This is a genomic window from uncultured Comamonas sp., from assembly GCF_964277875.1.
Lineage (GTDB): Bacteria > Pseudomonadota > Gammaproteobacteria > Burkholderiales > Burkholderiaceae_C > Comamonas > Comamonas sediminis.
In genome coordinates, this window is the sequence record NZ_CAXYJV010000041.1 from 144075 (window position 1) to 170398 (window position 26324).

The window sequence follows — 26324 nt, forward strand, 5'->3', positions numbered from 1 at the left end:
GGCTCTGCCTACAATGCGGCATTGCCCACGCTTTGGAGACCGCCATGAATGCCGCCTTGCCCACTGCCACCGCACATGCCTTGCCGCTGCAGGCGCTGGACCCGGCGCAATGGCTGCGGGCCAAGCCCTTGCTCGACGAGAACTGGATCCATGCCCACCCGGCGCTGGCGCGCGCCTTGCCGGTGGTGCTGGCCCGCGACGTGGGCCAGGACTGGCACAAGGCCGGCACCTTTCGCCACCATCTGCTGGGGGTGACGCGCACCTTGCAGCTGTGGCAGCAGCCCGAGGATGTCAAGCTGCTGGGCCTGCTGCACAGCGTCTATGGCAATGCCTTTGTGGACCTGGTCAAGTTCGATGCCAGCAGCGAACGCAGCCAGCTCGCGGCGCTGGTGGGCGAGCCGGCCGAGCAGCTGGTCTACGAGTTCTGTATTCTCTCGCGCGCCCAGTTTGTACAGAAGGTGCTGGCCGGTGCCATCGAGCCCGATGGCGCCGTGCTGCTGGACCACCAGGGCGCGCCACGCCGCGTCGAACCCTATACCGTGGCGGCCTTCATCATCGTCAGCATGGCCGACACTATTGAGCAGTGGTTCAGCTGGCAGGACGATATTTTCTCCAGCTTTCCGCAGGTGCCCCAGCGCCCGCAAAAGGCGCACTGGATGGCCTCGCTCTGGCCGGGCCCGATGCGGCCCAGCGGGCGCATGCTGTCGCAGATTGCCAGCCTGGGCCTGGCCTTGCAGCACCCGGCCTTGCAGGGCCTGCTGCCCACGCCGCCGGTGTTTGCCCACTGCAGCCAGGGCCTGAGCCCATCGGCCGATGCGGCGGCCGCGTCGCTGTACTGGTCGGTGATCCAGCAGGACCAGCCGCTGACCGATCTGGATGTGGCCACCGGCGTGCTGGAGCAGGCCGTGCAGCTCAATCCCTGGGTGGGGGAGCCGCAGATGGTGCTGGCCCAGCTTTATCTCAGCGCCGGGCGCGAAGCCGATGCGCTGGCCGCTGCCGATAGCGCGCTGCAGTGTTTCAGCCAGTGGGGTAATGCCTGGGACAAGCGCGTGCAATGGGATGCCTGGGTGGCCTGGACCCGCATCCTGCAGCAACACGCCAGGAACGGCAACTGGCCCGAGCGCCTGGACAAGCTTAACAACGTCGCACTGCGGCCCGAGTAAACAGCGCCCCGCCAAGGGCGGCGGGAGGTTGTAAGCAAATGGCAAAAAGTTCTTTGTTGCGTTGCAAAATCGGGCGTACAGTTCGGTATCGCATTTGAAAGGTATCGCTCCCGTGCAAAAACGTACATTGCTGCAATCCGTGCTGGCCCTGGCTCTGGCCGCTGGTGTCTCTGGCGCCGCAGTCGCACAAGACAAGGAAATCAAGATCGGCGTGACCGCTGGCCCCCACGGCCAGATCATGGAGCAGGTCAAGAAGATCGCTGAAAAAGACGGCCTGAAGATCAAGGTCATCGAGTTCAGCGACTACATCCAGCCCAATGCCGCGCTGCAGTCCGGTGAGCTCGATGCCAACAGCTACCAGCACAAGCCCTATCTGGACGCCCAGATCAAGGACCGTGGCTACAAGTTCGTAGTCGCCGCCGATACCGTCAATTTCCCAATCGGCATCTACTCCAAGAAGATCAAGAAGATCGAGGAGCTCAAAGAGGGCGCCCGCTTCGGTCTGCCCAATGACCCCACCAATGGTGGCCGCGTCTTGCTGCTGCTGCAGGCCAATGGCCTGATCAAGCTCAAGGAAAGCGCCGGCCTGAAAGCCACGCCGCTGGACGTGGTCGAGAACCCCAAGAAGCTGCGCTTTGTTGAGCTGGACGCTGCCCAGCTGCCGCGCTCGCTCGATGACCTGGACGCTGCGGCGATCAACACCAACTTCGCGATCTCGGCGGGCCTGAACCCCAAGTCCGACGCCATCGTGGTTGAAAACGCCAAGAACCCCTATGTCAACATTCTGGTGATCCGCGAAGCGGACAAGAACCAGCCATGGGTGGCCAAGCTGGTCAAGGCCTACCACAGCGAAGAGATTCGCAAGTTTGTCGACACCCAGTTCAAGGGTGCAGTGATGCCTGGCTTCTAAGCCCAGTACGCACCAGCAAAAAGCCTCGCAGTTATCGCTGCGAGGCTTTTGCTTTTTGGGGTGTATACGGCTCTGCGCCTCAGCTGCGTACCGGTGGTTTGGCCTTGGCGCGTTTGCTGCCGGGCACGACAGCCTGGGTCGCTTCTGCCGGCAGGGGCTCGACCTTGACGATGGCCAGCGACATATTGTCGCCCGAGCCCGAGGCGCGCATGCGGGCGCGCTCGATCAGGAACTGGCTGGCCTCGCGGGGCGAGAGCAGGCGGGTGATCGAAGAGAGCTCGTCGGGCGAGAAGTAATGCCAGATGCCATCGCTGCAGGCCAGCAGCACATCGCCTTGCTTGAGCATGGGGATGCGGTGGTGGATCAAGGGCGGGTCATCGGCGGTGCCCAGGCAGTGCAGCAAGATATTCGATTGCGGGTGGTAGCGCGCTTCTTCCAGCGTGATCTGGCCCTGGTCGACCAGGGTCTGCACATAGGAGTGGTCGCTGGTCTGGTAGAGCAGCTGCCCATCGCGAAAATGGTAGATGCGCGAATCGCCCGAATGCACCCAGGCGCAGGCGCTGTTGGGCAGAATCAAAAAGGCTGCAATGGTGCTGTGGGGCTCTTGCTCGGCGGCAATGGCCACCAAGCGGATCAGCAAATGGGCTTCGCGCACCAGGTTGCCCAGCATTTCTTCGGCGTTGTCGGTCTCTGGCGAGTAGCGCTCGAACACCTGCTTGGCTGTCAGCATCACCTGATCCGAAGCGGCACGCCCGCCGCTGCGGCCACCCATGCCATCGGCCACCACGGCCAGCACACAGCCTTTGGCGCGCGGGTGGGCGAGCATGATGACCTGGTCCTGCTGGTAGGGCCGGTCGCCTTTGTGGAGGCCGGTGGCGGCAGAGAGGCGGTAGCTGGTGCTCATGCGCGAAGGGGGTGACGTATGCAAGCGGGGTGATGGAAGGGGAATCATAGAGCAGATTGCCCGGCGGGCCGCCAAAGCGGGCGGGATTACGCTGCCAACCGATGTTTGTATACCAACGCCCGGGGCGTTGCGGGCCGGCAGCCCAGGCCAGGGCGCTGAACGCGCTAGACTGCCATGCCTCCGAACCCGATCCCATCGATGCCCTTGTCCGCCGCCTTTGCCAGTGATGCCCCGCTGCGCCTGCGCCCGCAGCAGGAGCAGATGATTGCGGCCATCGAGGCGGCCTGGGGCCAGGGCCAGCGGGTGGCGATCGAGGCGCCCACGGGGACCGGCAAAACCTATGCCTATCTGATAGCGGCCTTGGCCCGCCAGGAGCGCTTTGTGGTCAGTACTGCCACGCGGGCGCTGCAGGACCAGCTGGTGGAGCGCGACATTCCGGCGCTGCTGGCCCACCAGGGCATGCAGCGCAAGGTAGCCGTGCTCAAGGGGCGGGAGAACTATGTCTGCCTGCATGGCCTGGAGCAGGCGCGCAGCAAGCTGCAAGGCCAGCATGCCGGTGCGCTGGCCCAGGTGGAGCGCTGGGCGCAAAGCACCCAGGGTGGTGACCTGTCCGAGCTGGACGACATCAGCCACCTGCCCAGCCTGGTGCCGCATATCACCGCCAGCCATGACGAATGCCTGGGCCAGCGCTGCAGCCACTTTGAGCGCTGCTTCTCCAACCAGGCCCGGGCCCGCGCCGCCCAGGCAGATATTTTGGTGATCAACCACCATTTGTTTTTCAGCGAGCTGCGCCACCGCCAGATGCTGGGCGTGGGCCATGGCTTTGTGCCGCTGGCGCAAACCATGGTGATGGACGAGGCCCACCAGCTGCAGGCCATTGGCCTGAAGGTGCTGGCCAAGGGCCTGAATGTGGGCGATATGCGCGACTACCTGCAGACGGTGGAGCGCGAAACCCGCGTGCATGCGCGCGGCTTTGCGCCGTGGCAAGCGCTGCAGCAGCAGGTGCAGCAGGCCATGGCGCAGTGGATGGATGCCGAGCAGCAGGCGCTGGGGCCGGCAGAGGCGCCCGCGGATGCGGCGGCCCGCGCCACCAGCCGCCAGGCGCTCATCCATTTGCACAACGCGCTGTCGGCCCTGGTCGCTGCGTTGCAAGGCGTGGCCGGCAGTGCGGCCGTGGTGGCCCAGCTGGCCGGCCAGGGTGATGGGATGCTGCAGGCCTTGCGCCAGTGGGCCCAGGGGGCCGCCAAGGATCTGGTGCGCTGGTGGGATTCGCCCGCTGTGGTACGCGACGGCCCTGCCGGCGACCTGCAGGCCTACGGACGCTATGCCTGGCGCCAGGGCTTCCGGGAATCGCCGCTGTGGCTGTGGCAGGCGCTGCAGGCGCTGAGCCCCCAGGTGCAGGCCAGCAGCTGGCTGGGCCAGGGGGTGCAGCGCTGGCTGTTCACCTCGGCCACGTTGGGCGATGACGATGCGCTGACCTGGTTTGCGCAGGGCCTGGGCTTGCGCAGTGACAGCAGCCAGGCCGGCGATGCGCCTTTGCTCGCGAGCCTGCGTTTGCGCAGCCATTTTGACTGGGCGCAGCAGGCCCGGCTGGTGGTGCCCCAGGGCCTGCCCGGCACGGATGCACCGGCCGCCGAGCGCGCACAGGCGCTGGCGCAATGGCTGCTGCCACACCTCAAGACGCTGGGCGGGCGCTGCATGGTGCTGTGCACATCGACGGCTGCCGTGCAGGCCCTGGCCCAGGCCTTGCGCCAGGGCCTGCAGGGCCAGGCGATCAGCGTGCTGCAGCAGGGCGAGCAGCCCAAGCGCCGCTTGCTGCAGACCATGCGCACGGCCCCCGGCAGCAAGACCGGGCGGGTGCTGGTAGGTACCTTGGGCCTGTGGGAAGGGGTCGATCTGCCCGGCCAGGCGCTGCAGCTGTTGGTGATCGACAAGCTGCCGTTCCCGCCGCGCCATGATGTGCTGCATGCGGCGCGGGTACAGGCGCTGCGCGCTGCGGGCCGCGATGCGTTTGAGCGCTATGTGCTGCCCCAGACCGCCATGCAGCTGCGCCAGGGCGTCGGGCGCCTGATCCGCTCTGCCAGCGACGAGGGTGTGGTGGTGATCGCCGACGAGCGCCTGCACAGCCGCAGCTATGGCGCAGCCTTGCTGGCGGCGTTGCCGCCGCTGCCCAGCCTGGACGACGCGGCTTTGCCTGCGTTTTTGCGGGCGTTGGCGGAAAAAGAGATCCGCCCATAAGAAAACGGCTGCCGCAGTTTTTAACTTGCAGCAGCCGCTTGGCTGTCAACGCACACGCGCATCAGGCGCGCTGCATCACCACATCTTCCACCAGGGGCGGTCTTCCTTGCGGAAACCATTGGCCAGCAGGCGGGTGTTGGGGTAGCTGGCTTCCAGTACGCGCTTGGTGTCAGCGGCCATGTCGGCCATGTTCAGGCGCTCGTAGGACAGCATCAGGATATAGAGCGCGTCCTCCTGGGCGGGCACTTCCTTGTAGTCGGCGATGGCGCTTTGGGCGCGGTTGATCGCGGCCACATAGGCGCCGCGCTCGTAGTAGTAACGGGCCACATGCACTTCGTACTGGGCCAGCGAGTTCACGATGTAGCGCATGCGCTTTTCAGCATCGGGCGTGTACTTGGACTCGGGGAAGCGCGTGGTCAGCTCACGGAAGGACTCGAACGAATCCTTGGCGGCCTTCTGGTCGCGCTCGGACAGGTCCTGCTTGGACACCCAGGAGAAAAGACCCAGGTTCTCGTTGAAGTTGACCAGGCCCTTCAGATAGAGCGCATAGTCCACCCCTTCGCTGGCGGGGTGGAGCTTGACGAAGCGGTCCAAGGTGGCGATGGCCTGGGCCTTCTCGCCGCTCTTGTACTGGGAATAGGCCTTCTCCAGCTGCGCTTGCTGCGCCATCGCGGTGCCGGCAGCGCGGCCTTCCAGCTTTTCATACAGCGGAATGGCCTTGTCGAACGAGCCCGAAGAGGCCTCGTCGCGGGCTTCGGAATAAATCTTGTTCGGGCTCCAGCCGGCGGTGGGATCCACATCGGTCGATGAACAGCCTGCCAGCAAAGCGGCAAGTGCTACGGAAGCGATAGCGGGAACCTTCGATTTGGGGTACGCAAACAGCATTTTTGGCTTGAAATCCATGGACGGAAAGCTGAAGAACTGCGAGCAGCCGCAAGGCCTGCCGCGCAGCGGGGCAGCCCGTGCCGCGCCCTCTGATCTGGGCCATTGTAATCGGCGCGGGGCCTGCGCACACCATGCCGGACTTGCAGGCAGTAGGGCTGTGTAACATTCGGCCGCCGATATGCCATGGTTTGCACAGACGGTGCTGCGGCTTTCCTACAATGCAGGGATATGTTCGTACACCTTCGCATCCATTCCGAGTTTTCCATCATCGACAGCACCAATCGCGTAGGCGATCTGATCAAGTTTGCTGCGGGTGATAGCCAGCCGGCGATGGCGCTGACCGACCTGAACAGCCTGTTCGGCGCCATCAAGTTTTACAAAGCGGGCCGGGGTGCAGGTGTCAAACCCCTTCTGGGCGCCGAGCTGACCCTGGAGCCCGAGGTGGCAGGCGGGCCGCTGTCGCGCATCATCGTGCTGATCCAGAGCCAGCAGGGCTACCTGAACCTGTCGGAACTGCTGGCGCGGATCTGGATGGCCGATACCATCAAAGCGCAGCCGCAGTGCACCTGGGCCTGGCTGGAAGAGCTGTCGGACGGCCTGATCCTGCTGTCGGGCGCCCAGGGCGGCCCCGTCGGCCAGGCGCTGATGCGCGGGGACGAAAAGACCGCGCGCAGCGTGGCACTGCGCCTGGCGGGCCTGTTCCCGCACCGTTTCTACATCGAGCTGCAGCGCGCCGGCCGCGCTGACGATGAAAGCCATGTAGCCGCCGCCGTGGCGCTGGCAGCGCACCTCAAGCTGCCGGTCGTGGCTACGCACCCGGTGCAGTTCACCAAGCCTGCCGATTTTGAATCGCACGAGGCCCGTGTCTGTATTGCCGAGGGCGAGACCCTGGGCAACAAGAAGCGCGTCAAGCGCTTTACCCGCGACCAGTACCTGAAGTCTGCTGCCGAGATGGAGGCCCTGTTCGCCGACCTGCCCAGCGCCATCGCCAACACGGCCGAGATCGCCCGCCGCTGCAGCGTCACCCTGCAGCTGGGCAAGTATTTTCTGCCCGATTTCCCCACGCCCAATGGCATGCCGATCGACGCGTATTTCCGCCAGGCCTCGTTCGAGGGGCTGGAGGACCGCCTGCAACTGCTGTTCCCGAACGAGGCCAAGCGCGAGGCCGAGCGGCCCAAGTATGTCGAGCGGCTGGAGTTCGAGCTGGGCATCATCTTGAAGATGGGTTTCCCCGGCTACTTCCTGATCGTGGCGGACTTCATCAACTGGGCCAAGAACAATGGCTGCCCGGTGGGACCAGGCCGGGGATCGGGGGCCGGTTCGCTGGTGGCCTATGTGCTGAAGATCACCGATCTGGACCCGATTCACTACAACCTGCTGTTCGAGCGCTTCCTGAACCCAGAGCGCGTCTCGATGCCCGACTTTGACGTGGACTTCTGCCAGGCCAACCGCGACCGGGTGATCGACTATGTGAAGGACCTGTACGGCCGCAATGCAGTGAGCCAGATTGCCACCTTCGGTACGATGGCCGCGCGCGCGGCGATTCGCGACGTGGGCCGGGCGCTGGACATGAGCTATGGTTTTTGCGATGGCATCTCCAAGCTGATCCCGAACAAGCCGGGCCTGCATGTGACCTTGAAGTACCCGCCCAACCCACCGAAGGACGGCGACAAGTACACCTACGCGATCAAGGAAGAGCCGATCCTGGCCGAGCGCATCGAGAAGGAAGAGGACGTCAAGACCCTGATCGAGATGGCCCAGAAGCTCGAAGGCATGACCCGCAACATCGGCATGCACGCCGGTGGTGTGGTGATCGCCCCGGGCAAGCTGACCGATTTCTGCCCGCTCTACCAGCAGCCGGGCAGTACCTCGGCGGTGGCCATGTATGACAAGGACGACGTCGAGGCTGTGGGCCTGGTCAAGTTCGACTTCCTGGGCCTGGCGACGTTGACGATTCTGGAGATCGCGCGCGAGTTCATCATCAAGCGCCACAAGGGGCAGGAAAACTTCAAGTTCGAAGAGATCCCGCTCGACGACGCCCGCACCTACCAGCTGTTCTCGGCTGGCAAGACCGAAGCGGTGTTCCAGTTTGAATCGCGCGGCATGCAGCAGATGCTGAAGGAGGCCAAGCCCAGCCGCCTGGAAGACCTGATTGCGCTGAATGCGCTCTACCGTCCGGGCCCGATGGACCTGATCCCCAGCTTTGTGGCGCGCAAGCACGGCAAGGAAGTGGTGGAGTACCCGCATCCGCTGGTCGAGAAGGTGCTGTCCGAGACCTACGGCATCATGGTCTACCAGGAGCAGGTGATGCAGACGGCCCAGGTGCTGGGCGGCTACAGCCTGGGCGGCGCCGACTTGCTGCGCCGCGCGATGGGCAAGAAAAAGGTCGAGGAGATGGTGCAGCACCGCGCGACTTTCCGCGAAGGGGCCTCCAAGATCGGCATCGACGAGGCCAAGGCCGACGAAGTGTTCGACCTGATGGAGAAGTTTGCAGGCTACGGCTTCAACAAGTCGCACGCCGCTGCCTACTCGCTGCTGGCCTACCACACCGGTTGGCTCAAGGTGCACTACACGGCAGAGTTCTACTGCGGCAATATGACCGTGGAAATGGACAACACCGACAAGCTCAAGGTGCTGTACGAAGACGCGCTGAAGATGGGCATGACCTTCGAGATGCCCGACGTGAACCGCGGCCACCACCGATTCGAGCCGGTGACCGACAAGGTGATCCGCTATGGCCTGGGCGCCATCAAGGGCACCGGCCAGGCCGCCATCGAGGCCATTGTGGCGGCGCGCGAAGGCAAGGGCACGGGCCCCCAGGGCGATACCAAGGGGCCGTTCAAGAGCCTGTTCGACTTCTGCCTGCGCGTGGACCGCAGCAAGCTCAACAAGCGCACGGTCGAAGCGCTGATCAAGGGCGGCGCCTTTGACAGCATCCAGCTCAACCGCCGCGCGCTGATCGAATCGGTCGATGTGGCCTTCGAATTTGCCGCCACCACCCATGCCAATGCCAACCAGGGCGGCCTGTTTGACATGATGGGTGATGACGCCGTGGGATCGAGCACGCAGGAGCCGCCGCTGGCCGATGTGCTGCCCTGGGGCATCAAGGAGCGGCTGGTGCAGGAGAAGACCGCCATCGGCTTTTACCTGTCGGGCCATTTGTTTGACGAGGTCGAGCTGGAGGTGCGCCAGTTCGTGCGTACGCCCATCTCCCAGCTCAAGGACAGCCGCGAGCCCCAGACGGTGGCGGGCATCATCAGCGACATGCGCGTCATCAACGGCCAGCGCGGCAAGCTGGTGCTGTTCAAGATCGACGACAAAACCGGTGTCATCGAAGGATCGCTGGACGAGGCCACCTGGAACCGCCACAAGGAGCAGCTCAAGGACGATGAATTCGTCATTCTAAGCGCCCGCATCGGCCAGGACCATTTCAGCGGCGGGCTGCGCGCCAAGGCCCAGCATGTCTGGGGTCTGGCCGATGCGCGGGCCCGCTTTGGCCGCTACCTGCTGGTCAACACCGACCGCCACCAGCCCGATGTTGCGCGGCTGATTCAGGAGTTTCCCGCAGTCGAGGAGCATACCGACGAAGGTGTGCTGCGCCACGGCCTCAAGATCCGCCTGGGCGTGGTCTGCGGCCAGGGCGAGGCACGGGCCGGCGTGGAGCTCAATCTGGGCGATGCGGCGCGCTTCTTCCCCAGCGACCAGGCGATGGCTGCCTGGTCCCAGGAAGCAGGCCACGAAGCCATCAAAATCGTTTACGAAAGCACTGTCTAGGAAGATTTTGCCGGGGCTGACAATACGGCTGCGCCAGTGGTTGCTGGCGCAGCCGTATTGAAGTTCATAAAAGCATCACCATCTTTGTGCATGTGGAAATTTAGCCTTATAGAATGATCTCAATGGCCACGAAACCTGTTGTTCCTCCCTCGCCGAATCTGCCTGCAACGCCCCAGCCACCGGAGGACGGTGGGGGTGCGCTGGTTGTGGAGCGCATCGCGCAGCGTGTGGAGCCACCGAAGATGTACCAGGTGGTCATGCTCAATGATGATTTCACGCCGATGGAGTTTGTGATTGAGGTGCTGCAGCATTTTTTTGGCAAAAGCCGCGAGGCGGCCACGCAGATCATGCTGAAGATCCACCTGGATGGGAAAGGCGTCTGCGGGGTGTACTCGCATGAAATCGCTGAAACCAAGGTGGCACAGGTGATGGATGCCGCCAACGGAGCAGGCCATCCGCTTCAAGCCGTATCGGAGCCTGTTGAATAACGGAATATGGTCCTCATCTAGAAGCAAGTTGAGTGTATTTGGCAAGCAATAAAGGAGTTTCAAATGATTGCTCAGGAACTGGAAGTCAGCTTGCACATGGCTTTTGTAGAAGCCAGGCAGCAGCGCCACGAATTCATCACCGTGGAGCACTTGCTACTGGCCTTGCTGGATAACCCGAGTGCTTCCGAGGTGTTGCGCGCATGCTCTGCCAATATTGACGACCTGCGCGCGTCGTTGACCAATTTCATCAAGGACAATGCCCCGCAGGTGGCCGGCGAAGACGAGGTGGACACCCAGCCCACCCTCGGTTTCCAGCGCGTGATCCAGCGCGCCATCATGCATGTGCAGAGCACCGGCAATGGCAAGAAGGAAGTGACTGGCGCCAATGTGCTGGTGGCCATTTTTGGCGAAAAGGACTCGCATGCCGTGTACTACCTGCACCAGCAGGGTGTCACGCGCCTCGACGTGGTCAACTACATCGCCCATGGCATCAAGAAGAACGACACGCCCGAGCTGCCCAAGTCCGAGTCCAGCTCGGATGCGGAAGAGGTCGGCAGCAACAACGCCGAGCGCGCTGAAAAGGCCTCGCCGCTGGAGCAGTTCACCGTCAACCTGAACCAGCAGGCCAAGGACGGCAAGATCGATCCGCTGATCGGCCGCCAGTACGAGGTCGAGCGCACGATCCAGATCCTGTGCCGCCGCCGCAAGAACAACCCGCTGCTGGTGGGTGAGGCGGGTGTGGGCAAGACGGCGATTGCCGAGGGCCTGGCATGGCGCATCACGCAAGAAGATGTGCCCGAGGTGCTGGCCGAGGCCACCGTCTACTCGCTGGACATGGGCGCGCTGCTGGCAGGCACCAAGTACCGGGGTGATTTTGAGCAGCGCCTCAAGGGCGTGCTCAAGGCCCTGAAGGACAAGCCGCATGCGATCCTGTTCATCGACGAGATCCACACCTTGATCGGTGCCGGAGCTGCGTCGGGCGGTACGCTGGATGCGTCGAACCTGCTCAAGCCAGCGCTGTCGAGCGGCCAGCTCAAGTGCATTGGTGCGACCACGTTCACCGAGTACCGTGGCATCTTCGAAAAAGATGCAGCGCTGTCGCGCCGCTTCCAGAAGGTCGATGTGGTCGAGCCTACCGTGCCCGAAACCATCGATATCCTGAAGGGCCTGAAGTCGCGCTTTGAAGAGCACCACAACGTCAAGTACGCGGTGGCCGCTTTGCAGGCAGCCGCTGAGCTGTCGGCCAAGTTCATCAATGACCGCCATCTGCCCGACAAGGCGATTGACGTGATCGATGAGGCCGGTGCCGCGCAGCGCATTCTGGCGCCTTCGAAGCGCAAGAAAACCATCGGCAAGACCGAGATCGAAGAGATCGTCGCAAAGATCGCCCGCATTCCGCCGGCCAACGTCAGCAATGACGACCGCGGCAAGCTGCAGACCCTGGAGCGCGACCTCAAGAGCGTGGTGTTTGGCCAGGACAAGGCACTCGAAGTGCTGGCATCGGCAGTCAAGATGTCCCGCTCCGGCCTGGGCAAGGTGGACAAGCCGATCGGCTCCTTCCTGTTCTCCGGCCCGACCGGCGTCGGCAAGACCGAAGCGGCCAAGCAGCTGGCCTATATCCTGGGCATCGACCTGATCCGCTTTGACATGTCCGAGTACATGGAGCGCCATGCGGTGTCGCGCCTGATTGGTGCGCCTCCCGGCTATGTCGGTTTTGACCAGGGTGGGTTGCTCACCGAGGCGGTGACGAAGAAGCCCCATGCGGTGCTGCTGCTCGACGAAATCGAGAAGGCGCATCCGGATATCTTCAATGTGCTGCTGCAGGTCATGGACCACGGCACCTTGACCGATAACAACGGACGCAAGGCGGACTTCCGCAACGTGATCATCATCATGACCACGAATGCGGGCGCCGAGACGATGAACAAGGCCGTCATCGGCTTTACCAACCCGCGCGCGGCGGGCGACGAGATGGGCGACATCAAGCGCCTGTTCACGCCCGAGTTCCGCAACCGGCTGGACGCCATTGTCAGCTTCAAGCCGCTGGACGAGCAGGTCATCCTGCGCGTGGTCGACAAGTTCCTGCTCCAGCTGGAGCAGCAACTGGCCGAGAAGAAGGTCGAGGTCACGTTCAGCGACAAGCTGCGCAAGCACCTGGCCAAGACCGGTTTCGATCCGCTGATGGGTGCACGCCCGATGCAGCGCCTGATCCAGGACACGATCCGCCGATCGTTGGCCGACGAGCTGCTGTTTGGACGCCTGACCGAAGGCGGACGCCTGAGCGTCGATTGGGATGACAGCAGTGCCGACAAGCCCGAGGTGCTGCTGGACATCCAGCCGCTGCCCAAGAAGGAGCGTGCCAAGCAGGAGCCTGCCGAGCCAGAGGAAGAGCTCGCTGCCGATTGAGGCCGCACCACCCAGAGAACGAGAACAGCCGCTTGCGGCTGTTTTTTATTGCGTCTGTTCGTCACGGGGGCAGGCTACACTGAGCGGTCCCATCAACAGGAGCGCGGTGCTGTGGCGTCGTTATCTCAGTATCTGACCAAAGAAAACATTGTCGCGTTGCTGTCCGTGATCTGGCCGATCTATCTCGGCGTAGTGGGTATCTGGATTCTGATGCAGCGCCGCGCGCCCGTGGCTACCTTGGGCTGGTTGCTGTCCATGGGTTCGCTGCCGGTGGTGGGGCTGATCGTTTACTACTTCATCGGTCCGCAGCGCATGAAGCGCCAGCGCATCAAACGCCTGCGCGCCCGCAACAAGAACCATGTGCGCGAGACCACGCGCCGCATCCGCGATGGCCAGCCCGAGGCGCCGACCAAGTTGCGCGAGATGGTCAAGCTGGTCGAAGCCACCTGCGGTTTCCCGATCACCTCGGCCGAGAGCGTGGAGCTGCTCAGCGGCGGCGCAGCCACGTTTGACCGCATTCTGGAGGATGTCGCCCAGGCCCGCCACCATGTGCACCTCGAATACTATATTTTTGAGCCTGACCAGACCGGCACACGCCTGCGCGATGCGCTGGTCGAGCGCGCCAAGGCGGGGGTCAAGGTGCGCATGCTGGTCGATGCGCTGGGCTCCAAGCGGGTCAACCGCAAGTTCATCGCCCCGTTGCTGGCGGCAGGCGGCGAGTTTGCGGTGTTTCACCCCACACGCATCGGCAGGCGCCTGCGGCCGGTGATCAACTTCCGCAGCCACCGCAAGATCCTGGTGGTCGATGGCCAGATCGGCTTTACCGGCGGCGTCAACATCACCGACGAAGAGGACCGCCGCGTCAATACCCATGCCTACCATGATGTGCACCTGCGCATGGCCGGCCCCATCGTCACCTGGCTGCAGACGACGTTTTTGGAGGACTGGGCCTATGCGCTGGAAAAATCTGCCCAGGACATGCCGGCCAACCTGGACTTGCTGCTGCCCGACATGCCCGATGGCAGTCATGCGATGCAGCTGGTCAGTTCAGGCCCGGACAACCCCACCGAGCCCATCCACCGCGCCCATGTGGCCGCCATCCAGTCGGCGACCGTGCGGGTCTGGTTGACCACGCCATACTTCGTGCCGACCGAGCCCGCGATGTATGCGCTGACCAGCGCCGCACTGCGCGGCGTCGATGTGCGGCTGCTGGTGCCGGAGAAGTCCGATTCGATCTTTGTGACCGCTGCGGCCCGCTCCTACTACGAAGAACTGATCAGCGCCGGCGCCAAGGTCTACGAATACAGCGCCCGGATGCTGCACTCCAAGACCCTGGTGGTTGATGACGACCTGACCATCATCGGTACCGCCAATTTCGACAACCGCAGCTTTCGCCTGAACTACGAGGTCTGCGCGATTGGCTACGGGCCGGAGCTCAATGCCCGGCTGCAGGACCAGTTCAACACCGATCTGATGCGTTCCAAGCAGGTGGCCACGCGCCGCAAGCAGCGCTTTTTGCTGCGGCTGGGCGATTCGATTGCGCGCCTGTTCTCACCGCTCTTGTAGTTGCGCGCCCAGGTTGCTCGGCGCTGGCTACCAGAGCAGGCATACTAGCGGGCATGCAGAATTCCCCGTCCGCCTCCGCCAGCTTTTTCTGGCATGACTATGAAACGTTTGGCGCCGTGCCGCGCCGTGACCGCCCCGCGCAGTTTGCCGGCATCCGCACGGACATGGATCTCAACGAGATTGGCGAGCCGGTCATGCTGTACTGCCAGCCTGCGCTCGACTACCTGCCCAGCCCCCAAGCCAGCCTGATCACCGGGTTGACGCCCCAGCACTGCCTGGAGCAGGGCGTGCCCGAGCACGCGTTTGCAGCGGTGGTGGAGGGCGAGCTGGGCCGTCCCGGCACCATCGGTGTGGGCTACAACACCATCCGCTTTGATGACGAGGTGACGCGCTACCTGCTGTGGCGCAACCTGCGCGACCCCTATGCCCGCGAATGGCAGAACGGCTGCGGCCGCTGGGATCTGCTCGATGTCGTGCGCATGGTCCATGCGCTGCGCCCCGAAGGCATCCAGTGGCCCACGAAGGACGATGGCTCGGTCAGCTTCAAGCTCGAAGACCTGGCCCGCGCCAACGGCATCCTGCATGCATCGGCGCATGATGCGCTCAGCGACGTGCGCGCCACCATTGGCCTGGCCCGGCTTATCAAGCGCCTGCAGCCGCGCCTGTTCGATTTTGCGCTGGGCCTGCACAAGAAGGACCGCGTCATGCAGGAGCTGGCCCTGCCGGCCACCGCTGCACAGGCCCGGCCCTTTCTGCATGTATCGGGCATGTACGGGGTCGAGCGTGGCTGCATTGCGGTGGCCTGGCCGCTGGCCCAGCACCCGACCAACAAGAACGAGATCATCGCCTGGGACCTGTCGCAGGACCCGAGCCACCTCGCAGAGCTGTCGGTCGACGAGATGCGCCTGCGCATGTTCAGCGCAGCGGCCGATCTGCCCGAAGGCATGACGCGCCTGCCGATCAAGACCGTGCATCTGAACAAGTCGCCGATGGTCGTCAGCAGCCTGCGCACCTTGAGCCCCGAGCAGGCCCAGCGCTGGCAGATCGACATGGACCAGGCCCTGCGCCATGCCGCGATTGCCCGCGATCTGCCCGATATGAGCGCCACCTGGGCCGCCGTGTTCGAGCGCCCGCCGCTGCAGGACGTGGATGTGGACCAGGATCTGTACGGCGGCTTCATCGGCCAGGCCGACCGCCGCCGCCTGACCCAGCTGACCGGCATGCACCCGCAGGAGCTGGCCGTTGCCAAGCCTGGGTTTGATGATGCGCGCCTGCAGGAGTTGCTGTTCCGCTACCGCGCGCGCAACTTCCCCGATTCGCTGAACCCCGAAGAGCAGCAGCGCTGGCTGGAGCTGCGCATCGCCTTCCTGCAGGAAGGGCGGGGCGGCGCGCGCACGGCCGAGCAGATGTTTGCCGAGATTGACCAGCTGCAGGAAACCGCCGATGAGCGCGCCGAAGAGATTCTGGGCACCCTCTATGACTGGGCCGACGCGATCATGCCGGATGCCTGACGGCAGCTACATCCCTCAGCAGCAGACGCCTGCAGCCCGTGCAGGCCGCTGCTGCAGGCATCAGCCAAAGAACTGGTAGCAGACCACAATCGCAGCCACCACGCCCGAGAACTCGGCCAGCAGCGCGCAGGGCACCGCATGGCGGGCGCGCTGTATGCCGACGGCGCCAAAGTACACCGCCAGCACATAGAAGGTGGTCTCGGTGCTGCCCTGGATGATGGCGGCTGCCAGCGCAGGGAAGCTGTCCACGCCATGGCTTTGCATGGTCTCGATCAGCATCGCGCGCGCAGCGCTGCCGGAGAAGGGTTTGACCAGCGCGGTAGGCAGCGCATCGACAAAGCGCGAATCCATGCCGCTCAGGTCTACCAGCCAGCGGATGCCGTCGAGCGCATAGCCCAGCGCCCCCGAGGCGCGGAACAGACCCACGGCGCAGAGCATGGCCACCAGGTAGGGCAGCAGCCCTTTGGCCACGTCGAAGCCTTCCTTGGCGCCTTCGATAAAGCTCTCATACACAGCGACCTTGCGCAGCGCCCCCACCACCACAAACAGCACCACCAGGCCAAACAGGGTCAGGTTGCCCAGCAGCGATGAAACCTGCGCCATCGCGGTCGACGTCAGTGTCGCCAAAAAAGCCATGAAGCCAGCCAGCACCAGGCCTACCGGCAGCAGATAGGCCAGCACCACCGGGTGCCACAGCGGCAGGCGCTGCACGATGGCCACTGAGATCAGGCCGACCAGGGTAGAGACCGAGGTGGCCAGCAGGATCGGCAAAAAGACCAGGGTCGGGTCGGGCGCGCCTTGCTGCATGCGGTACATGAAGATGGTCACCGGCAGCAAGGTCAGCGACGAGGCATTGAGCACCAGAAATAGAATCTGTGCATTGCTGGCCGAGGTGGGCGAGGGGTTGATGTCCTGCAGCGCACGCATGGCCTTAAGCCCGATGGGGGTGGCAGCGTTGTCCAGCCCCAGCGCATTGGCGGCAAAGTTCAGGGTCATCAGGCCCAGCGCAGGGTGGCCGCGCGGCACCTCGGGCATCAGCCGGGCAAACAGGGGGGCGAGCCAGCGGGCCAGCATATCGACCAGGCCGGCTTTTTCGGCAATCTTCAAAAAGCCCAGCCACAGCGTGAGCGTGCCAAACAGCAGCACCATCACCTCGACCGAGAGCTTGGCCATCGCGAACAGCGCCTGCACCATGTCGCCAAAAATCTGGGCATGGCCGCCCACCAGCCACTGCGCGAATGCGGCAAAAGCCGCCACCACAAAAAAACCCAGCCACAAACCATTGAGCATGGGACACCCTTCGTCATCCGGCACGCCACAGCACCGGGGTGGTGCGCCATGCCGCTGATTGTGCGCGATGCCGCAGCCCGCCCGGGCCGGCCGGCGCCGAAACTGCGCCCGGTGCCGCAAAAGCCCCTCTGGGCGGCCCGCATGTATGCGGGAAAACCACAGGGTAGGCCGCGCAGCCGGGCGCGCATTTGTCAGCGGTATGCAAGACAAAGGGAAATAATGGCTCCACAACAAAAGATGGAGACAGACTTCGATGAGCCGTTTTGCCGACTTCTACGACCGCTCGATCAATGACCGCGATGCCTTCTGGGCCGAGCAGGCGCAGCGCATCGACTGGCAGGTGCCGCCCCAGCAGATCTGTGACTACAGCAACCCGCCGTTTGCGCGCTGGTTTGCCGGTGGCCTGACCAATCTCTGCCACAACGCCATCGACCGCCATGTGGCAGAGCGCGGCGACCAGGCCGCGCTGATTGCGGTATCGACGGAGACCAACACCGAGCGCAGCTACAGCTATGCCGAGCTGCACCGCGAGGTGCAGCGCATGGCCGCCGCATTGCAGGCCCTGGGCGTCAAAAAAGGCGACCGCGTGCAGATCTATATGCCGATGATTGCCGAGGCCGCCATCGCGATGCTGGCAAGCGTGCGCATCGGCGCCATCCATTCGGTGGTGTTTGGCGGCTTTGCCTCGGGCTCACTGGCCACGCGCATTGATGACGCCCAGCCCACCGTCATCATCAGCGCCGATGCAGGATCGCGCGCCGGCAAGGTCGTGCCCTACAAACCCTTGCTGGACGAGGCCATTGCGCTGGCCAGCCACCAGCCCCAGGCCGTGCTGATGGTGGACCGGGGCCTGGCCCCCATGCAGCTGGTGGCGGGCCGGGACCACCTTTGGGCCAATTTGCGTGCCCGGCATCTCGATGCACAGGTGCCCTGCGAATGGGTGGAGTCCACGCACCCCAGCTACACGCTCTACACCAGCGGCACGACCGGCAAGCCCAAGGGCGTGCAGCGCGACACCGGCGGCTACACGGTGGCGCTGGCCGCCAGCCTGCCGGCGATCTTCGATGCCAAGCCCGGCCAGACCTTTTTCTGCACCAGCGATATCGGCTGGGTGGTGGGCCACAGCTACATCATCTATGCGCCGCTGATCGGCGGCATGGCCACCCTCATGTATGAAGGCGTGCCGGTGCGGCCGGACCCGGGCATCTGGTGGAGCCTGGTCGAGAAATACAAGGTCACGCACATGTTCTCGGCGCCCACCGCCATCCGGGTGCTCAAAAAGCAGGATCCGGAGTACCTGCGCAAGTACGACCTGAGCAGCCTGCAGGCTCTGTGGCTGGCCGGTGAGCCGCTGGACGAGCCCACCGCCAGCTGGATCAGCGGTGCCATCCAGCGTCCCATCATCGACAACTACTGGCAGACCGAGACCGGCTGGCCCATCCTCACGCTGTGCAATGGCGTCGAGCCCCAGCCATCGCGCTTTGGCAGTCCGGGCAAGGCGGTGTTTGGCTACCACGTCAAGCTGATCGACGGCGACACCGGCGCCGAGCTGCAGGAGCCGATGCAAAAGGGTGTGATCGCCATCGAAGGCCCCTTGCCCCCTGGCTGCCTGATGACCATCTGGCGCGACGACCAGCGCTTCGTCAACACCTACTGGAAGAGCATCCCCGGCCGCCTGGTCTACAGCACCTTTGACTGGGGCGTGCGCGACAAGGACGGCTACTACTTCATCCTCGGCCGCACCGATGACGTGATCAACGTTGCCGGCCACCGCCTGGGCACGCGCGAGATCGAGGAAAGCATCTCCGGCCACCCGGACATTGCCGAGGTCGCCGTGGTGGGTGTGGCCGATGCGCTCAAAGGCCAGGTCGCGCTGGCCTTTGCCGTTGCGCGCAGCAATGCGGTGGCCGGTGACCTTGCCGCCTGCAATGCGCTGGAGAAATCCGTCTGCAACCATGTCGACACGCAGCTGGGTGCCGTGGCCAGGCCGGCGCGGGTGTACTTTGTGGCCAGCCTGCCCAAGACCCGCAGTGGCAAGCTGCTGCGCCGCGCGCTGCAGGCCGTGGCCGAGAAACGGGACACCGGCGATCTGTCGACGATGGAAGACCCGGCGGCACTGCAGCAGGTGGTGGCGGCCATGACAGCGGCGCAGCGCTGAAGCCACCCGGGCCTGCGTGGAGGCCCCCAGGCGCTCTGCGCAGAGGCACCGCAGCCTTGGCGCAGCGGGTCAGCACGTGTTGCCGTAACTGCGATCACCCCCATCGGTAGCCTGGGAGGGGTGCGAATCCTTCACAGACGGATCATGGAAACGCCGATCCCCGGGGAGGCATTTGCCTTACAACGGCGGCCAAGACCCATCGATACAGTGAAATTTTCCAAATCGACAGGAGTCTCGCCATGGCCCAAGAAAATCCGCGTGAAAAATTGTGGGAACTGATCAAGGACATTCGCTTTGCGATGATTACCCACCGCCATGAGGATGGCAGCCTGCATGCCTGCCCCATGACGACAGCCAACCGTGAAGGCATGAATGAGGACAAGCATCTGTATTTCCTGCTCGGCAAGGATTCAGATCTGTCGCGCTGTCTGCAGCATTCCAGCGATATCAATATCTCTTACGCAGACCCCGATAAAGACAGCTATGTGTCGATTTCGGCCAAAGCGTCGGTCAGCGATGATCTGGCGATCAAGGAGAAGTTTTACGGCCCGATGGCCAAGGCCTGGTTTCCGGACGGCCCCAACGATCCCAACCTGCAAATTCTAATTGCCCGCGTTGACTTCGCCGAATACTGGGATGTCAAGGAAAACAAGCTGGTGCAGCTGTTCAAGATGGCCAAGTCGGCAGTCACCGGAGAGCGGCCCGAAGGCATGGGCGAGCACCGCGAGATCCGGCTGTAAATCCCCGGCCCTCACCCTCCAACTGCCAGCCCTGTGCCATGTCCCATGGCGCAGGGCTTGTCACATCAGCCTGCGCTCGCGTGCTGCATGCCATAAGACCGTTCCACCTTCGCCACCCGCACCTGGTAATGCGCATACCAGCGCTCGGCACCGATGCGCTGGGCAATCAGGTGGTCGCTCTGGGCCTTCCAGCGGCGGATGTCTTCTTCACTTTGCCAGTACGACACGGTGATGCCCAGGCCGTCACTGCCACGCGTGCTTTCGGCGCCCAGAAAGCCAGGCTGCTGCGCGGCCAGCGCCACCATGGCATCGGCCATCTCGGCATAGGGCTGGTGCTCGGTGTCGCTACGCTGCGAGGTGAAGATCACGGCGTAGTACGGCGGCTGGGGGGTGTTGGCAAAGGCGGCACTGTGCATGGCGGTAGCTCTGGGTGGGCGCGAAGCATAAAAAAGCCAGCCCAGAGGCTGGCTTGGCGGATTCAGGGACTGGGCATCAAAGCGCGGTATTCCTGCATAGGGACTGGGCTCAGCGGATCAGGTCCTTGAGCTTGCCCGGCTGGCCGTTGGCCTCGTCGGCGCCTTCGAGCGGTGCCTTGCGCTTGGTGATGCTCTTCCAGCCGTCGGCCAAGGCCAGTTCGGCATTGAGCTTGATGAAGGCCAGCTGGTCTGCGGGCACATCCTCTTCGGCATAGATGGCGTTGGCAGGGCACTCGGGGATGCAGACGGCGCAGTCGATGCATTCGTCCGGATCGATGGTCAGGAAGTTCGGGCCTTCGCGGAAGCAGTCAACAGGGCAGACGTCCACACAATCGGTGTATTTGCACTTGATGCAGTTTTCGGTGACGACGTGGGTCATGGAATGGTTTTCGCCAGTGATTCAGACAAACAAACAGCGGAGGATTTTACGGTTTTTGTGCACAAGCACCTAGCCTGCCTCCGAATAACGTGGTTTTTAGCTGCGGGACTGCTTGCTTTATTCCACCAGCACCGCAGCAGCCGTGCTGTTGGAAGCCGTGTCCACCAGGATCAGCGAGCCCAATTCACGCGAGCGCACAAAGGCAGCCGCCGGAATCGCTTCCTGCAAGCTGATCTCCACGCGGCCAATGGCATTGGGTTCGAGCTGCTCGGCATCCTGGCGCTCCAGCGAGTGGATGTCCAGACGGTTGAGCACCTTGCGCACCTTGGCCTTGATCCAGCGGCGGCCATGCAGCGCCCAGTACACGCGGCCGGGCAGCAGAGGCTCGTTGTCCATCCACGCGATGGTGGCGGTGATCTCGCGCGTTGCGGGCCAGGCGGGCCGTTCGCTGGGGGTGTCAAAGTCATCGTCGGCAGCGCTGGTCACCGCAGGCGCGGGGGCTGCAATGATCCAGTCACCGCGCGAGACATCCACCTCGCGGTCGAGCACAATGCCGGCGCTCTGCCCGGCGCCGCGCGCTACGGGCTGGCGGACATGGTCCAGAACCTGGGCGACGGTAGCGCGCTGGCCGCTGGGCAGGATCTGCACGGCGGTACCCACTGCCACATCGCCTGTACCAACGCGGCCCCAGAAAATGCGGCGGCCCTGGTGGGTGTCGGCCGACGCGGAGAACTTCTCGACCCATTGCACGGAAAACGCCAGAGGCTGGCCGCCGTCGGCGGGCGTGGTCGGCAGCTTCTCCAGCAGCTCCAGCAGGCTCGGGCCCTGGTAGCCGGCCCAGTCGGGATGCGAGGTCACCACGTTCCAGCCCTTCAAGGCCGAGACCGGGATGGTGGCAGCGACGGTGATGCCCGCTGCCTGGGCAAAGGCGGCCAGCGCATTGCGGATATTGGCAAAGGCCAGGGCCGGGTCGGTGACGGCGTCGAGCTTGTTGATCGCAAACACCAGTGAGTGCACGCGCAGCAGATGGGCCAGCAGGCTGTGGCGGCGGGTCTGGGGCAGCAGCGCGAGCTGCGGGTTCTGCCAGTCCAGCTTGGTCGCGTCCACCAGCACGACGGCGGCGTCGGCGCTCGATGCGGCGGTCACCATATTGCGGGTGTACTGCTCATGGCCGGGTGCATCGCCAATGATGAACTTGCGCGTCTCGGTGGCGAAGTAGCGGTAGGCCACGTCGATGGTGATGCCTTGCTCGCGCTCGGCAGACAAGCCATCGGTGAGCAGGGCCAGGTCGGTCTCGCCACTGCGCTGTACGCCGGCGAGCTGGTCCTGCAGCACCGATTTGCTGTCCACCAGCAGGCGGCCGATCAACGTGGACTTGCCATCATCGACCGATCCGCAGGTGATGAAGCGCAGCGCCGATGCGGTGCGCTGGTTGTCGTGGGCGGGGGGGCGCACGGCGCTCAGGGTATCGGTAGTCATCAGAAGTATCCGTCTTTCTTGCGCTTTTCCATCGAGGCGTCGCTGGTCTTGTCGTCCATGCGGGTGGCGCCACGCTCGCTCACATCGGCAGCCAGGGTCTCCAGCACGATGTCGTCGGCCGAGGCGGCGTCGCTGCTCACCGGGCAGGTGCAGGTGATGTCGCCAACGGTACGGAAGCGCACGGTGCGGTTTTCAATGGTTTCGCCTTCGCGGGCGGGGGTCAGCGGCGTCACGGGCACGAGCAGGCCCTTGCGCTCCACCACATCGCGCTGGTGGGCGTAGTAGAGGCTGGGCAGCGCGATGTTTTCGCGCGCAATGTACTGCCAGACATCGAGCTCGGTCCAGTTGCTGATCGGGAACACACGGAAATGCTCGCCGGGGGCCAGGCGGGTGTTGAACAGGGTCCAGAGCTCGGGGCGCTGGGCCTTGGGCTGCCACTGGCCAAAGCTGTCGCGGTGGCTGAAGATGCGTTCCTTGGCGCGGGCCTTTTCCTCGTCGCGGCGCGCGCCGCCAATCAGCGCGTCAAAGCGGAACTCCTCGATCGCCTCGAGCAAGGTCACCGACTGGTGCACATTGCGCGATTCGCCGGGGTGGGCCAGGCGCACGGTGCCGCGCGCCATCGAATCTTCGACGCTGCGCACGATCAGATCGGCGCCCAGTTCCTTGGCGCGCAGATCGCGGAAATCGGTCACCTCGGGGAAATTGTGGCCGGTGTCGATCATCAGCAACGGGTAGGGGATGCGGCCGGCGCCAAAGGCTTTTTCGGCGCATTTGAGCATCACCAGCGAATCCTTGCCGCCGGAAAACAGAAGCGCAGGGCGCTCGAAGGCGGCTGCCACTTCGCGCAGGATAAAGATGGTTTCTTCTTCCAGCGCATCCAGGTGCTGGTTGCTCAGGTGGTTGAGCACATCGGTTTCGACACGGGCGTTCATAGCTGAGGGACTTTCTTGTCGGGCGGGCTGCATACGGTCAGTGGGCGATGTGCAGGCCGCATTCGCGGTTGTCTTCGCCCTTGGTGGGATCCACATAGTCGAAGTTGTTGGGCAGACCGTGTTTTTCGCAGTATTCGTAGAGATCCTTGGACGACCAGTGCAGCAGCGGCGCTACCTTGATGAGGCCATCGGGGTTGAGGCTCACGGCCTCCATCTGCGCACGCACGGCGGTATCGGTCGCGCGCAGCGCGGTGAACCAGACCTGGGGCTGGGTTTCGCGCAGCGCACGGGCAAAGGGCTCGAGCTTGACCTCTTCGGTGAAGGCGGCGTGGCGCGGGTCATCCAGCGCGGGCGTTGCGCCTTCAACGGCCTCACGGTGCGCACGCGAACGGCGTGGCAGGTAGATCTGCAGGTTCAGCTGGAGCTGGCGCGTCACCTCGTCGGCAAAGCGGTAGGTGGCCTCGGTGTTGTAGCCGTTGTCCATCCAGACCACGGGCACATCGGGCTGCACTTGCGTGACCAGGTGCAGGATCACCGCTTCAAACGGGCGGAAATTGGTGGTCACGATGCTGGTCTGGCCCAGCGACAGTGCCCAGCGCACCAAGCCGGCGGCGTCGTTGCCCAGCTCGGCATTCACGCGGGCCAGTTCTTGGGGGGTGAGGGTGGTCGTGCTCATGCGGCGGCCTGGTCAAAATGGGGCTTGGCTTCGACGTCGCCTTGGTAAAAACCGGCAAAACGCTCAAACTGGCGCGCGGCATCGGCCACGTCCACGCCTGCTTTCAGCACCGCACTGCTGAAACCGGTGCGGTGCATCTGCACCAGCTGGTCGATCAACACATCGCCATGGGCGCGGATATCGCCCTTGAAGCCCCGGCGGCGGCGCAGCAGGTAGGCCTGGCTGAACGCGCGGCCATCGGTGAAGGCGGGAAAGTCGAGGTCGATGCGCTCCACGCCATCGAGCGAGACTTGCAGTGCATCGGCATCATTGGCCAGCCGCAGCACGCTGCGGTCGCCTTCGGCAGCGGGCTGGTGGTCACCGGCGGCCAGGATCTGGAAATCGTTGGGAATGCTCATCGTTGTTCTTCTCAATGCTCAGGCTTCGGTGGTTTCTGCAGCCGTATCAGCCGCTTCCGGCAGGCGGGCGGACTTGCCGGCTTCCTTGAAGGGATCCAGGCCGACACGGCGCACCGTATCGATAAAGCGTTCGCCGTTGCTCCGCAGATCGCGGTAGGTGGACAACACCGCTTCGATCACACCCGGCACTTCGGCGGCGCTGAACGAGGGGCCGATCACCTTGCCGGCCTGGGGGGCGCCCGACAGCAGGGCGCCGTCGGAGCCGCCCACGGTGATCTGATACCACTCCTTGCCGTCCTTGTCCACGCCCAGAATGCCGATATGGCCGCTGTGGTGGTGGCCGCAGCTGTTGATGCAGCCGCTGATATGCAGGTCGATGTCGCCGATGTCGTCAAGCTCGTCCAGGTCCTGGTAGCGCTCGGTGATGGCCGCGGCAATCGGCAGGCTGCGGGCATTGGCCAGTGCGCAGAGGTCACCGCCGGGGCAGGCGATCATGTCGGTCAGCAGGTCCACATTGGTGCTGGCCAGGCCCAGGGCCTTGGCCTGCAGCCACAGGTCATGCAGCTGGCTCACATGCACCCAGGGCAGCACCACGTTCTGGTCGTGGGTCACACGGGCTTCGCCGGCGGAGAACTGGTCCACCAACTGGGCCAGCGCGTCGAGCTGCTCGCCCGAGGCATCACCGGGCGCCTGGCCAACGCGCTTGAACGACAGCACCACGGCACGCAGCTGCGGGTTCTGGTGGGCGCGCACATTGCGGCTCACCCAGCGGCCAAAGGCCGGCTCACGTGCGCCTTGCTCGGTCAGCAGGTGCTTGGCTTCGGTGGCGTTCACCTGCGGGTAGGCCGACAGGTCCGGCGCGACAAAGCAGGCGGCAACACGGTCGAATTCGGCCTGGGGGATGGTGTGCGGGCCGCCGTCGACTTCGACGATCTGGCGGAATTCCTCTTCCACCGAATCAATGTAGGTCTGGCCTTCGGCCTTGACCAGGATCTTGATGCGGGCCTTGTACTTGTTGTCCCGGCGGCCGCGCTCGTTGTAGACGCGCACGATCGCTTCGATGTAGTTGAGCACCTGGTTCCAGGGCAGGAACTCGCGGATGGGTGTGCCGATCACCGGCGTGCGGCCCATGCCGCCGCCGACAAACACCTTGAAGCCGATTTCACCAGCCTCGTTCTTGACCAGATGCAGCCCCACATCGTGCCAGCCTGTGGCGGCGCGGTCTTCTTCAGAGCCGCTGATCGCAATCTTGAACTTGCGCGGCAGGAACGCGAACTCGGGGTGCAGGGTGGTCCACTGGCGCAGCACCTCGGCATAGGGACGGGGGTCCACCAGCTCGTCCACCGCCACGCCGGCCAGCGCATCGGTGGTCGTGTTGCGGATGCAGTTGCCGCTGGTCTGGATGCCGTGCAGGTTGACGCTGGCCAGCAGGTCCATCACATCGGCGGACTTGGACAGCGGAATCCAGTTGAACTGCACATTGGTGCGGGTGGTGAAATGGGCGTAGTGGGTGGGCAGGTAGGTGGTGCCCATGGCGCCCTGGGTCTTGAGCGCGTCCTGGTACAGCTGGGCGTCCGGTTCATCGTATTCGCGGGCAATGCGGGCCAGCACGCGGATCTGGGCAGAGTTGATTTCGCCATAGGGCACTGCCACCCGGAGCATCGGTGCGTAGCGCTGCACATACCAGCCATTTTGCAGACGCAGCGGGCGGAATTCTTCTTCACTCAGCCGGCCCGTTTCCCAGCGTTGGAGCTGGTCACGGAACTGGTCTGCTCGGGCCTGGACAAACTGGCGGTCAAAAGGGGTGTATTGGTACATCGTGGTGCGGAAGTTGCAGCTACCGAGCCCTGGTGTGCCCGCTGCCCCAATGGCGGCGGAGCTGGGCTGTTGCGATGTACTGTAGAAAAGTTTTATATAAACTCAAACTACATTTTTCTCAGTCCTGTATGAC

Annotated in this window: 20 protein-coding genes; 10 read left to right on the plus strand and 10 right to left on the minus strand. The window is 64.0% G+C overall.

All coding sequences use genetic code 11. The features are described 5' to 3' along the window. Positions 1-44 precede the first annotated feature (44 nt). Positions 45-1163, plus strand: coding sequence for a DUF6817 domain-containing protein (locus tag ACHWUQ_RS16170; RefSeq protein WP_394681749.1), 1119 nt, complete (start codon positions 45-47; stop codon positions 1161-1163). A 112-nt stretch (positions 1164-1275) separates the two neighbouring features. Beyond that, on the plus strand, positions 1276-2073 hold the full coding sequence (locus ACHWUQ_RS16175) for a MetQ/NlpA family ABC transporter substrate-binding protein (protein WP_133856038.1): 798 nt from the start codon (positions 1276-1278) through the stop codon (positions 2071-2073). A gap of 79 nt (positions 2074-2152) precedes the next feature. Here ACHWUQ_RS16175 and ACHWUQ_RS16180 read toward each other — a convergent pair whose 3' ends face one another. Beyond that, positions 2153-2977, minus strand: a complete 825-nt coding sequence (locus ACHWUQ_RS16180; RefSeq protein WP_394681750.1) for a PP2C family protein-serine/threonine phosphatase — start codon at positions 2975-2977, stop codon at positions 2153-2155. Positions 2978-3151: 174 nt separating this feature from the next. Between ACHWUQ_RS16180 and ACHWUQ_RS16185 the strand changes: the two genes are divergently transcribed. Next, on the plus strand, positions 3152-5215 hold the full coding sequence (locus ACHWUQ_RS16185; protein ID WP_394681751.1) for an ATP-dependent DNA helicase: 2064 nt from the start codon (positions 3152-3154) through the stop codon (positions 5213-5215). A gap of 75 nt (positions 5216-5290) precedes the next feature. Here ACHWUQ_RS16185 and ACHWUQ_RS16190 read toward each other — a convergent pair whose 3' ends face one another. Next, positions 5291-6100 carry an outer membrane protein assembly factor BamD gene (locus ACHWUQ_RS16190; RefSeq protein ID WP_239812684.1) on the minus strand — a complete coding sequence of 270 codons (810 nt, stop codon included), beginning with the start codon at positions 6098-6100 and terminating at the stop codon, positions 5291-5293. Between the two features lie 228 nt (positions 6101-6328). Between ACHWUQ_RS16190 and dnaE the strand changes: the two genes are divergently transcribed. From dnaE to sbcB, 5 genes are all read left to right on the plus strand, one after another. Further along, complete coding sequence (gene dnaE, locus ACHWUQ_RS16195; RefSeq protein WP_394681752.1) at positions 6329-9874, plus strand: DNA polymerase III subunit alpha; 3546 nt, start codon at positions 6329-6331, stop codon at positions 9872-9874. A 113-nt stretch (positions 9875-9987) separates the two neighbouring features. After that, positions 9988-10362 carry an ATP-dependent Clp protease adapter ClpS gene (gene clpS, locus ACHWUQ_RS16200; protein ID WP_021025816.1) on the plus strand — a complete coding sequence of 125 codons (375 nt, stop codon included), beginning with the start codon at positions 9988-9990 and terminating at the stop codon, positions 10360-10362. A 63-nt stretch (positions 10363-10425) separates the two neighbouring features. After that, positions 10426-12768, plus strand: coding sequence for an ATP-dependent Clp protease ATP-binding subunit ClpA (clpA, locus tag ACHWUQ_RS16205; protein WP_312409004.1), 2343 nt, complete (start codon positions 10426-10428; stop codon positions 12766-12768). Between the two features lie 111 nt (positions 12769-12879). Continuing rightward, a complete protein-coding gene (gene cls, locus ACHWUQ_RS16210) occupies positions 12880-14334 on the plus strand; it encodes a cardiolipin synthase (RefSeq protein ID WP_394681753.1) in 1455 nt (484 codons plus the stop codon). A gap of 53 nt (positions 14335-14387) precedes the next feature. Next, entirely contained in the window at positions 14388-15845 is a 1458-nt protein-coding gene (gene sbcB, locus ACHWUQ_RS16215) for an exodeoxyribonuclease I (RefSeq protein ID WP_394681754.1), read from the plus strand. 60 nt (positions 15846-15905) lie between these two features. Here the strand turns inward: sbcB and ACHWUQ_RS16220 are convergent, their stop codons facing one another. Then, positions 15906-17135, minus strand: a complete 1230-nt coding sequence (locus tag ACHWUQ_RS16220; protein ID WP_239811861.1) for a nucleoside recognition domain-containing protein — start codon at positions 17133-17135, stop codon at positions 15906-15908. Between the two features lie 253 nt (positions 17136-17388). On the opposite strand from ACHWUQ_RS16220, the gene ACHWUQ_RS16225 reads away from it, so the two are divergent. Both ACHWUQ_RS16225 and ACHWUQ_RS16230 read left to right on the plus strand, forming a co-directional pair. Further along, positions 17389-19293, plus strand: coding sequence for a propionate--CoA ligase (locus tag ACHWUQ_RS16225; RefSeq protein ID WP_394681755.1), 1905 nt, complete (start codon positions 17389-17391; stop codon positions 19291-19293). Between the two features lie 239 nt (positions 19294-19532). Continuing rightward, positions 19533-20033 (plus strand): pyridoxamine 5'-phosphate oxidase family protein, encoded by a 501-nt coding sequence (locus ACHWUQ_RS16230; RefSeq protein ID WP_239811863.1) that lies wholly within the window; start codon positions 19533-19535, stop codon positions 20031-20033. Between the two features lie 65 nt (positions 20034-20098). Here ACHWUQ_RS16230 and ACHWUQ_RS16235 read toward each other — a convergent pair whose 3' ends face one another. From ACHWUQ_RS16235 to ACHWUQ_RS16265, 7 genes are all read right to left on the minus strand, one after another. Then, complete coding sequence (locus tag ACHWUQ_RS16235; RefSeq protein ID WP_394681756.1) at positions 20099-20449, minus strand: antibiotic biosynthesis monooxygenase family protein; 351 nt, start codon at positions 20447-20449, stop codon at positions 20099-20101. Positions 20450-20558: 109 nt separating this feature from the next. Next, the gene (gene fdxA, locus ACHWUQ_RS16240; protein WP_230776950.1) at positions 20559-20888 is read right to left on the minus strand and encodes a ferredoxin FdxA; all 330 of its coding nucleotides are present in this window, start codon (positions 20886-20888) and stop codon (positions 20559-20561) included. A gap of 117 nt (positions 20889-21005) precedes the next feature. After that, positions 21006-22367, minus strand: coding sequence for a sulfate adenylyltransferase subunit 1 (locus ACHWUQ_RS16245; protein WP_394681757.1), 1362 nt, complete (start codon positions 22365-22367; stop codon positions 21006-21008). Next, on the minus strand, positions 22367-23299 hold the full coding sequence (gene cysD, locus ACHWUQ_RS16250) for a sulfate adenylyltransferase subunit CysD (RefSeq protein WP_239811866.1): 933 nt from the start codon (positions 23297-23299) through the stop codon (positions 22367-22369). Before cysD ends, ACHWUQ_RS16245 begins: the two co-directional genes overlap by 1 nt. A gap of 37 nt (positions 23300-23336) precedes the next feature. Then, positions 23337-23975 carry a phosphoadenosine phosphosulfate reductase family protein gene (locus ACHWUQ_RS16255; protein WP_394681758.1) on the minus strand — a complete coding sequence of 213 codons (639 nt, stop codon included), beginning with the start codon at positions 23973-23975 and terminating at the stop codon, positions 23337-23339. Beyond that, the gene (locus tag ACHWUQ_RS16260) at positions 23972-24373 is read right to left on the minus strand and encodes a DUF934 domain-containing protein (RefSeq protein ID WP_230776971.1); all 402 of its coding nucleotides are present in this window, start codon (positions 24371-24373) and stop codon (positions 23972-23974) included. Before ACHWUQ_RS16260 ends, ACHWUQ_RS16255 begins: the two co-directional genes overlap by 4 nt. 18 nt (positions 24374-24391) lie before the next feature. After that, positions 24392-26191 carry a nitrite/sulfite reductase gene (locus ACHWUQ_RS16265; RefSeq protein ID WP_394681759.1) on the minus strand — a complete coding sequence of 600 codons (1800 nt, stop codon included), beginning with the start codon at positions 26189-26191 and terminating at the stop codon, positions 24392-24394. Between the last annotated feature and the right edge of the window lie 133 nt (positions 26192-26324).

What these genes read in the sequence shown, in the direction of transcription:
- sbcB (WP_394681754.1), top strand. Translation starts at nt 14,388, where the DNA reads ATGCAGAATTCCCCGTCCGCCTCCGCCAGCTTTTTCTGGCATGACTAT.
- ACHWUQ_RS16265 (WP_394681759.1), bottom strand. Translation starts at nt 26,191, where the DNA reads ATGTACCAATACACCCCTTTTGACCGCCAGTTTGTCCAGGCCCGAGCA.
- cysD (WP_239811866.1), bottom strand. Translation starts at nt 23,299, where the DNA reads ATGAACGCCCGTGTCGAAACCGATGTGCTCAACCACCTGAGCAACCAG.
- fdxA (WP_230776950.1), bottom strand. Translation starts at nt 20,888, where the DNA reads ATGACCCACGTCGTCACCGAAAACTGCATCAAGTGCAAATACACCGAT.
- ACHWUQ_RS16255 (WP_394681758.1), bottom strand. Translation starts at nt 23,975, where the DNA reads ATGAGCACGACCACCCTCACCCCCCAAGAACTGGCCCGCGTGAATGCC.
- ACHWUQ_RS16235 (WP_394681756.1), bottom strand. Translation starts at nt 20,449, where the DNA reads ATGCACAGTGCCGCCTTTGCCAACACCCCCCAGCCGCCGTACTACGCC.
- clpA (WP_312409004.1), top strand. Translation starts at nt 10,426, where the DNA reads ATGATTGCTCAGGAACTGGAAGTCAGCTTGCACATGGCTTTTGTAGAA.
- ACHWUQ_RS16190 (WP_239812684.1), bottom strand. Translation starts at nt 6,100, where the DNA reads ATGCTGTTTGCGTACCCCAAATCGAAGGTTCCCGCTATCGCTTCCGTA.
- ACHWUQ_RS16260 (WP_230776971.1), bottom strand. Translation starts at nt 24,373, where the DNA reads ATGAGCATTCCCAACGATTTCCAGATCCTGGCCGCCGGTGACCACCAG.
- clpS (WP_021025816.1), top strand. Translation starts at nt 9,988, where the DNA reads ATGATCTCAATGGCCACGAAACCTGTTGTTCCTCCCTCGCCGAATCTG.
- ACHWUQ_RS16225 (WP_394681755.1), top strand. Translation starts at nt 17,389, where the DNA reads ATGAGCCGTTTTGCCGACTTCTACGACCGCTCGATCAATGACCGCGAT.
- ACHWUQ_RS16180 (WP_394681750.1), bottom strand. Translation starts at nt 2,977, where the DNA reads ATGAGCACCAGCTACCGCCTCTCTGCCGCCACCGGCCTCCACAAAGGC.
- dnaE (WP_394681752.1), top strand. Translation starts at nt 6,329, where the DNA reads ATGTTCGTACACCTTCGCATCCATTCCGAGTTTTCCATCATCGACAGC.
- ACHWUQ_RS16245 (WP_394681757.1), bottom strand. Translation starts at nt 22,367, where the DNA reads ATGACTACCGATACCCTGAGCGCCGTGCGCCCCCCCGCCCACGACAAC.
- ACHWUQ_RS16170 (WP_394681749.1), top strand. Translation starts at nt 45, where the DNA reads ATGAATGCCGCCTTGCCCACTGCCACCGCACATGCCTTGCCGCTGCAG.
- ACHWUQ_RS16230 (WP_239811863.1), top strand. Translation starts at nt 19,533, where the DNA reads ATGGCCCAAGAAAATCCGCGTGAAAAATTGTGGGAACTGATCAAGGAC.
- ACHWUQ_RS16220 (WP_239811861.1), bottom strand. Translation starts at nt 17,135, where the DNA reads ATGCTCAATGGTTTGTGGCTGGGTTTTTTTGTGGTGGCGGCTTTTGCC.
- ACHWUQ_RS16185 (WP_394681751.1), top strand. Translation starts at nt 3,152, where the DNA reads ATGCCTCCGAACCCGATCCCATCGATGCCCTTGTCCGCCGCCTTTGCC.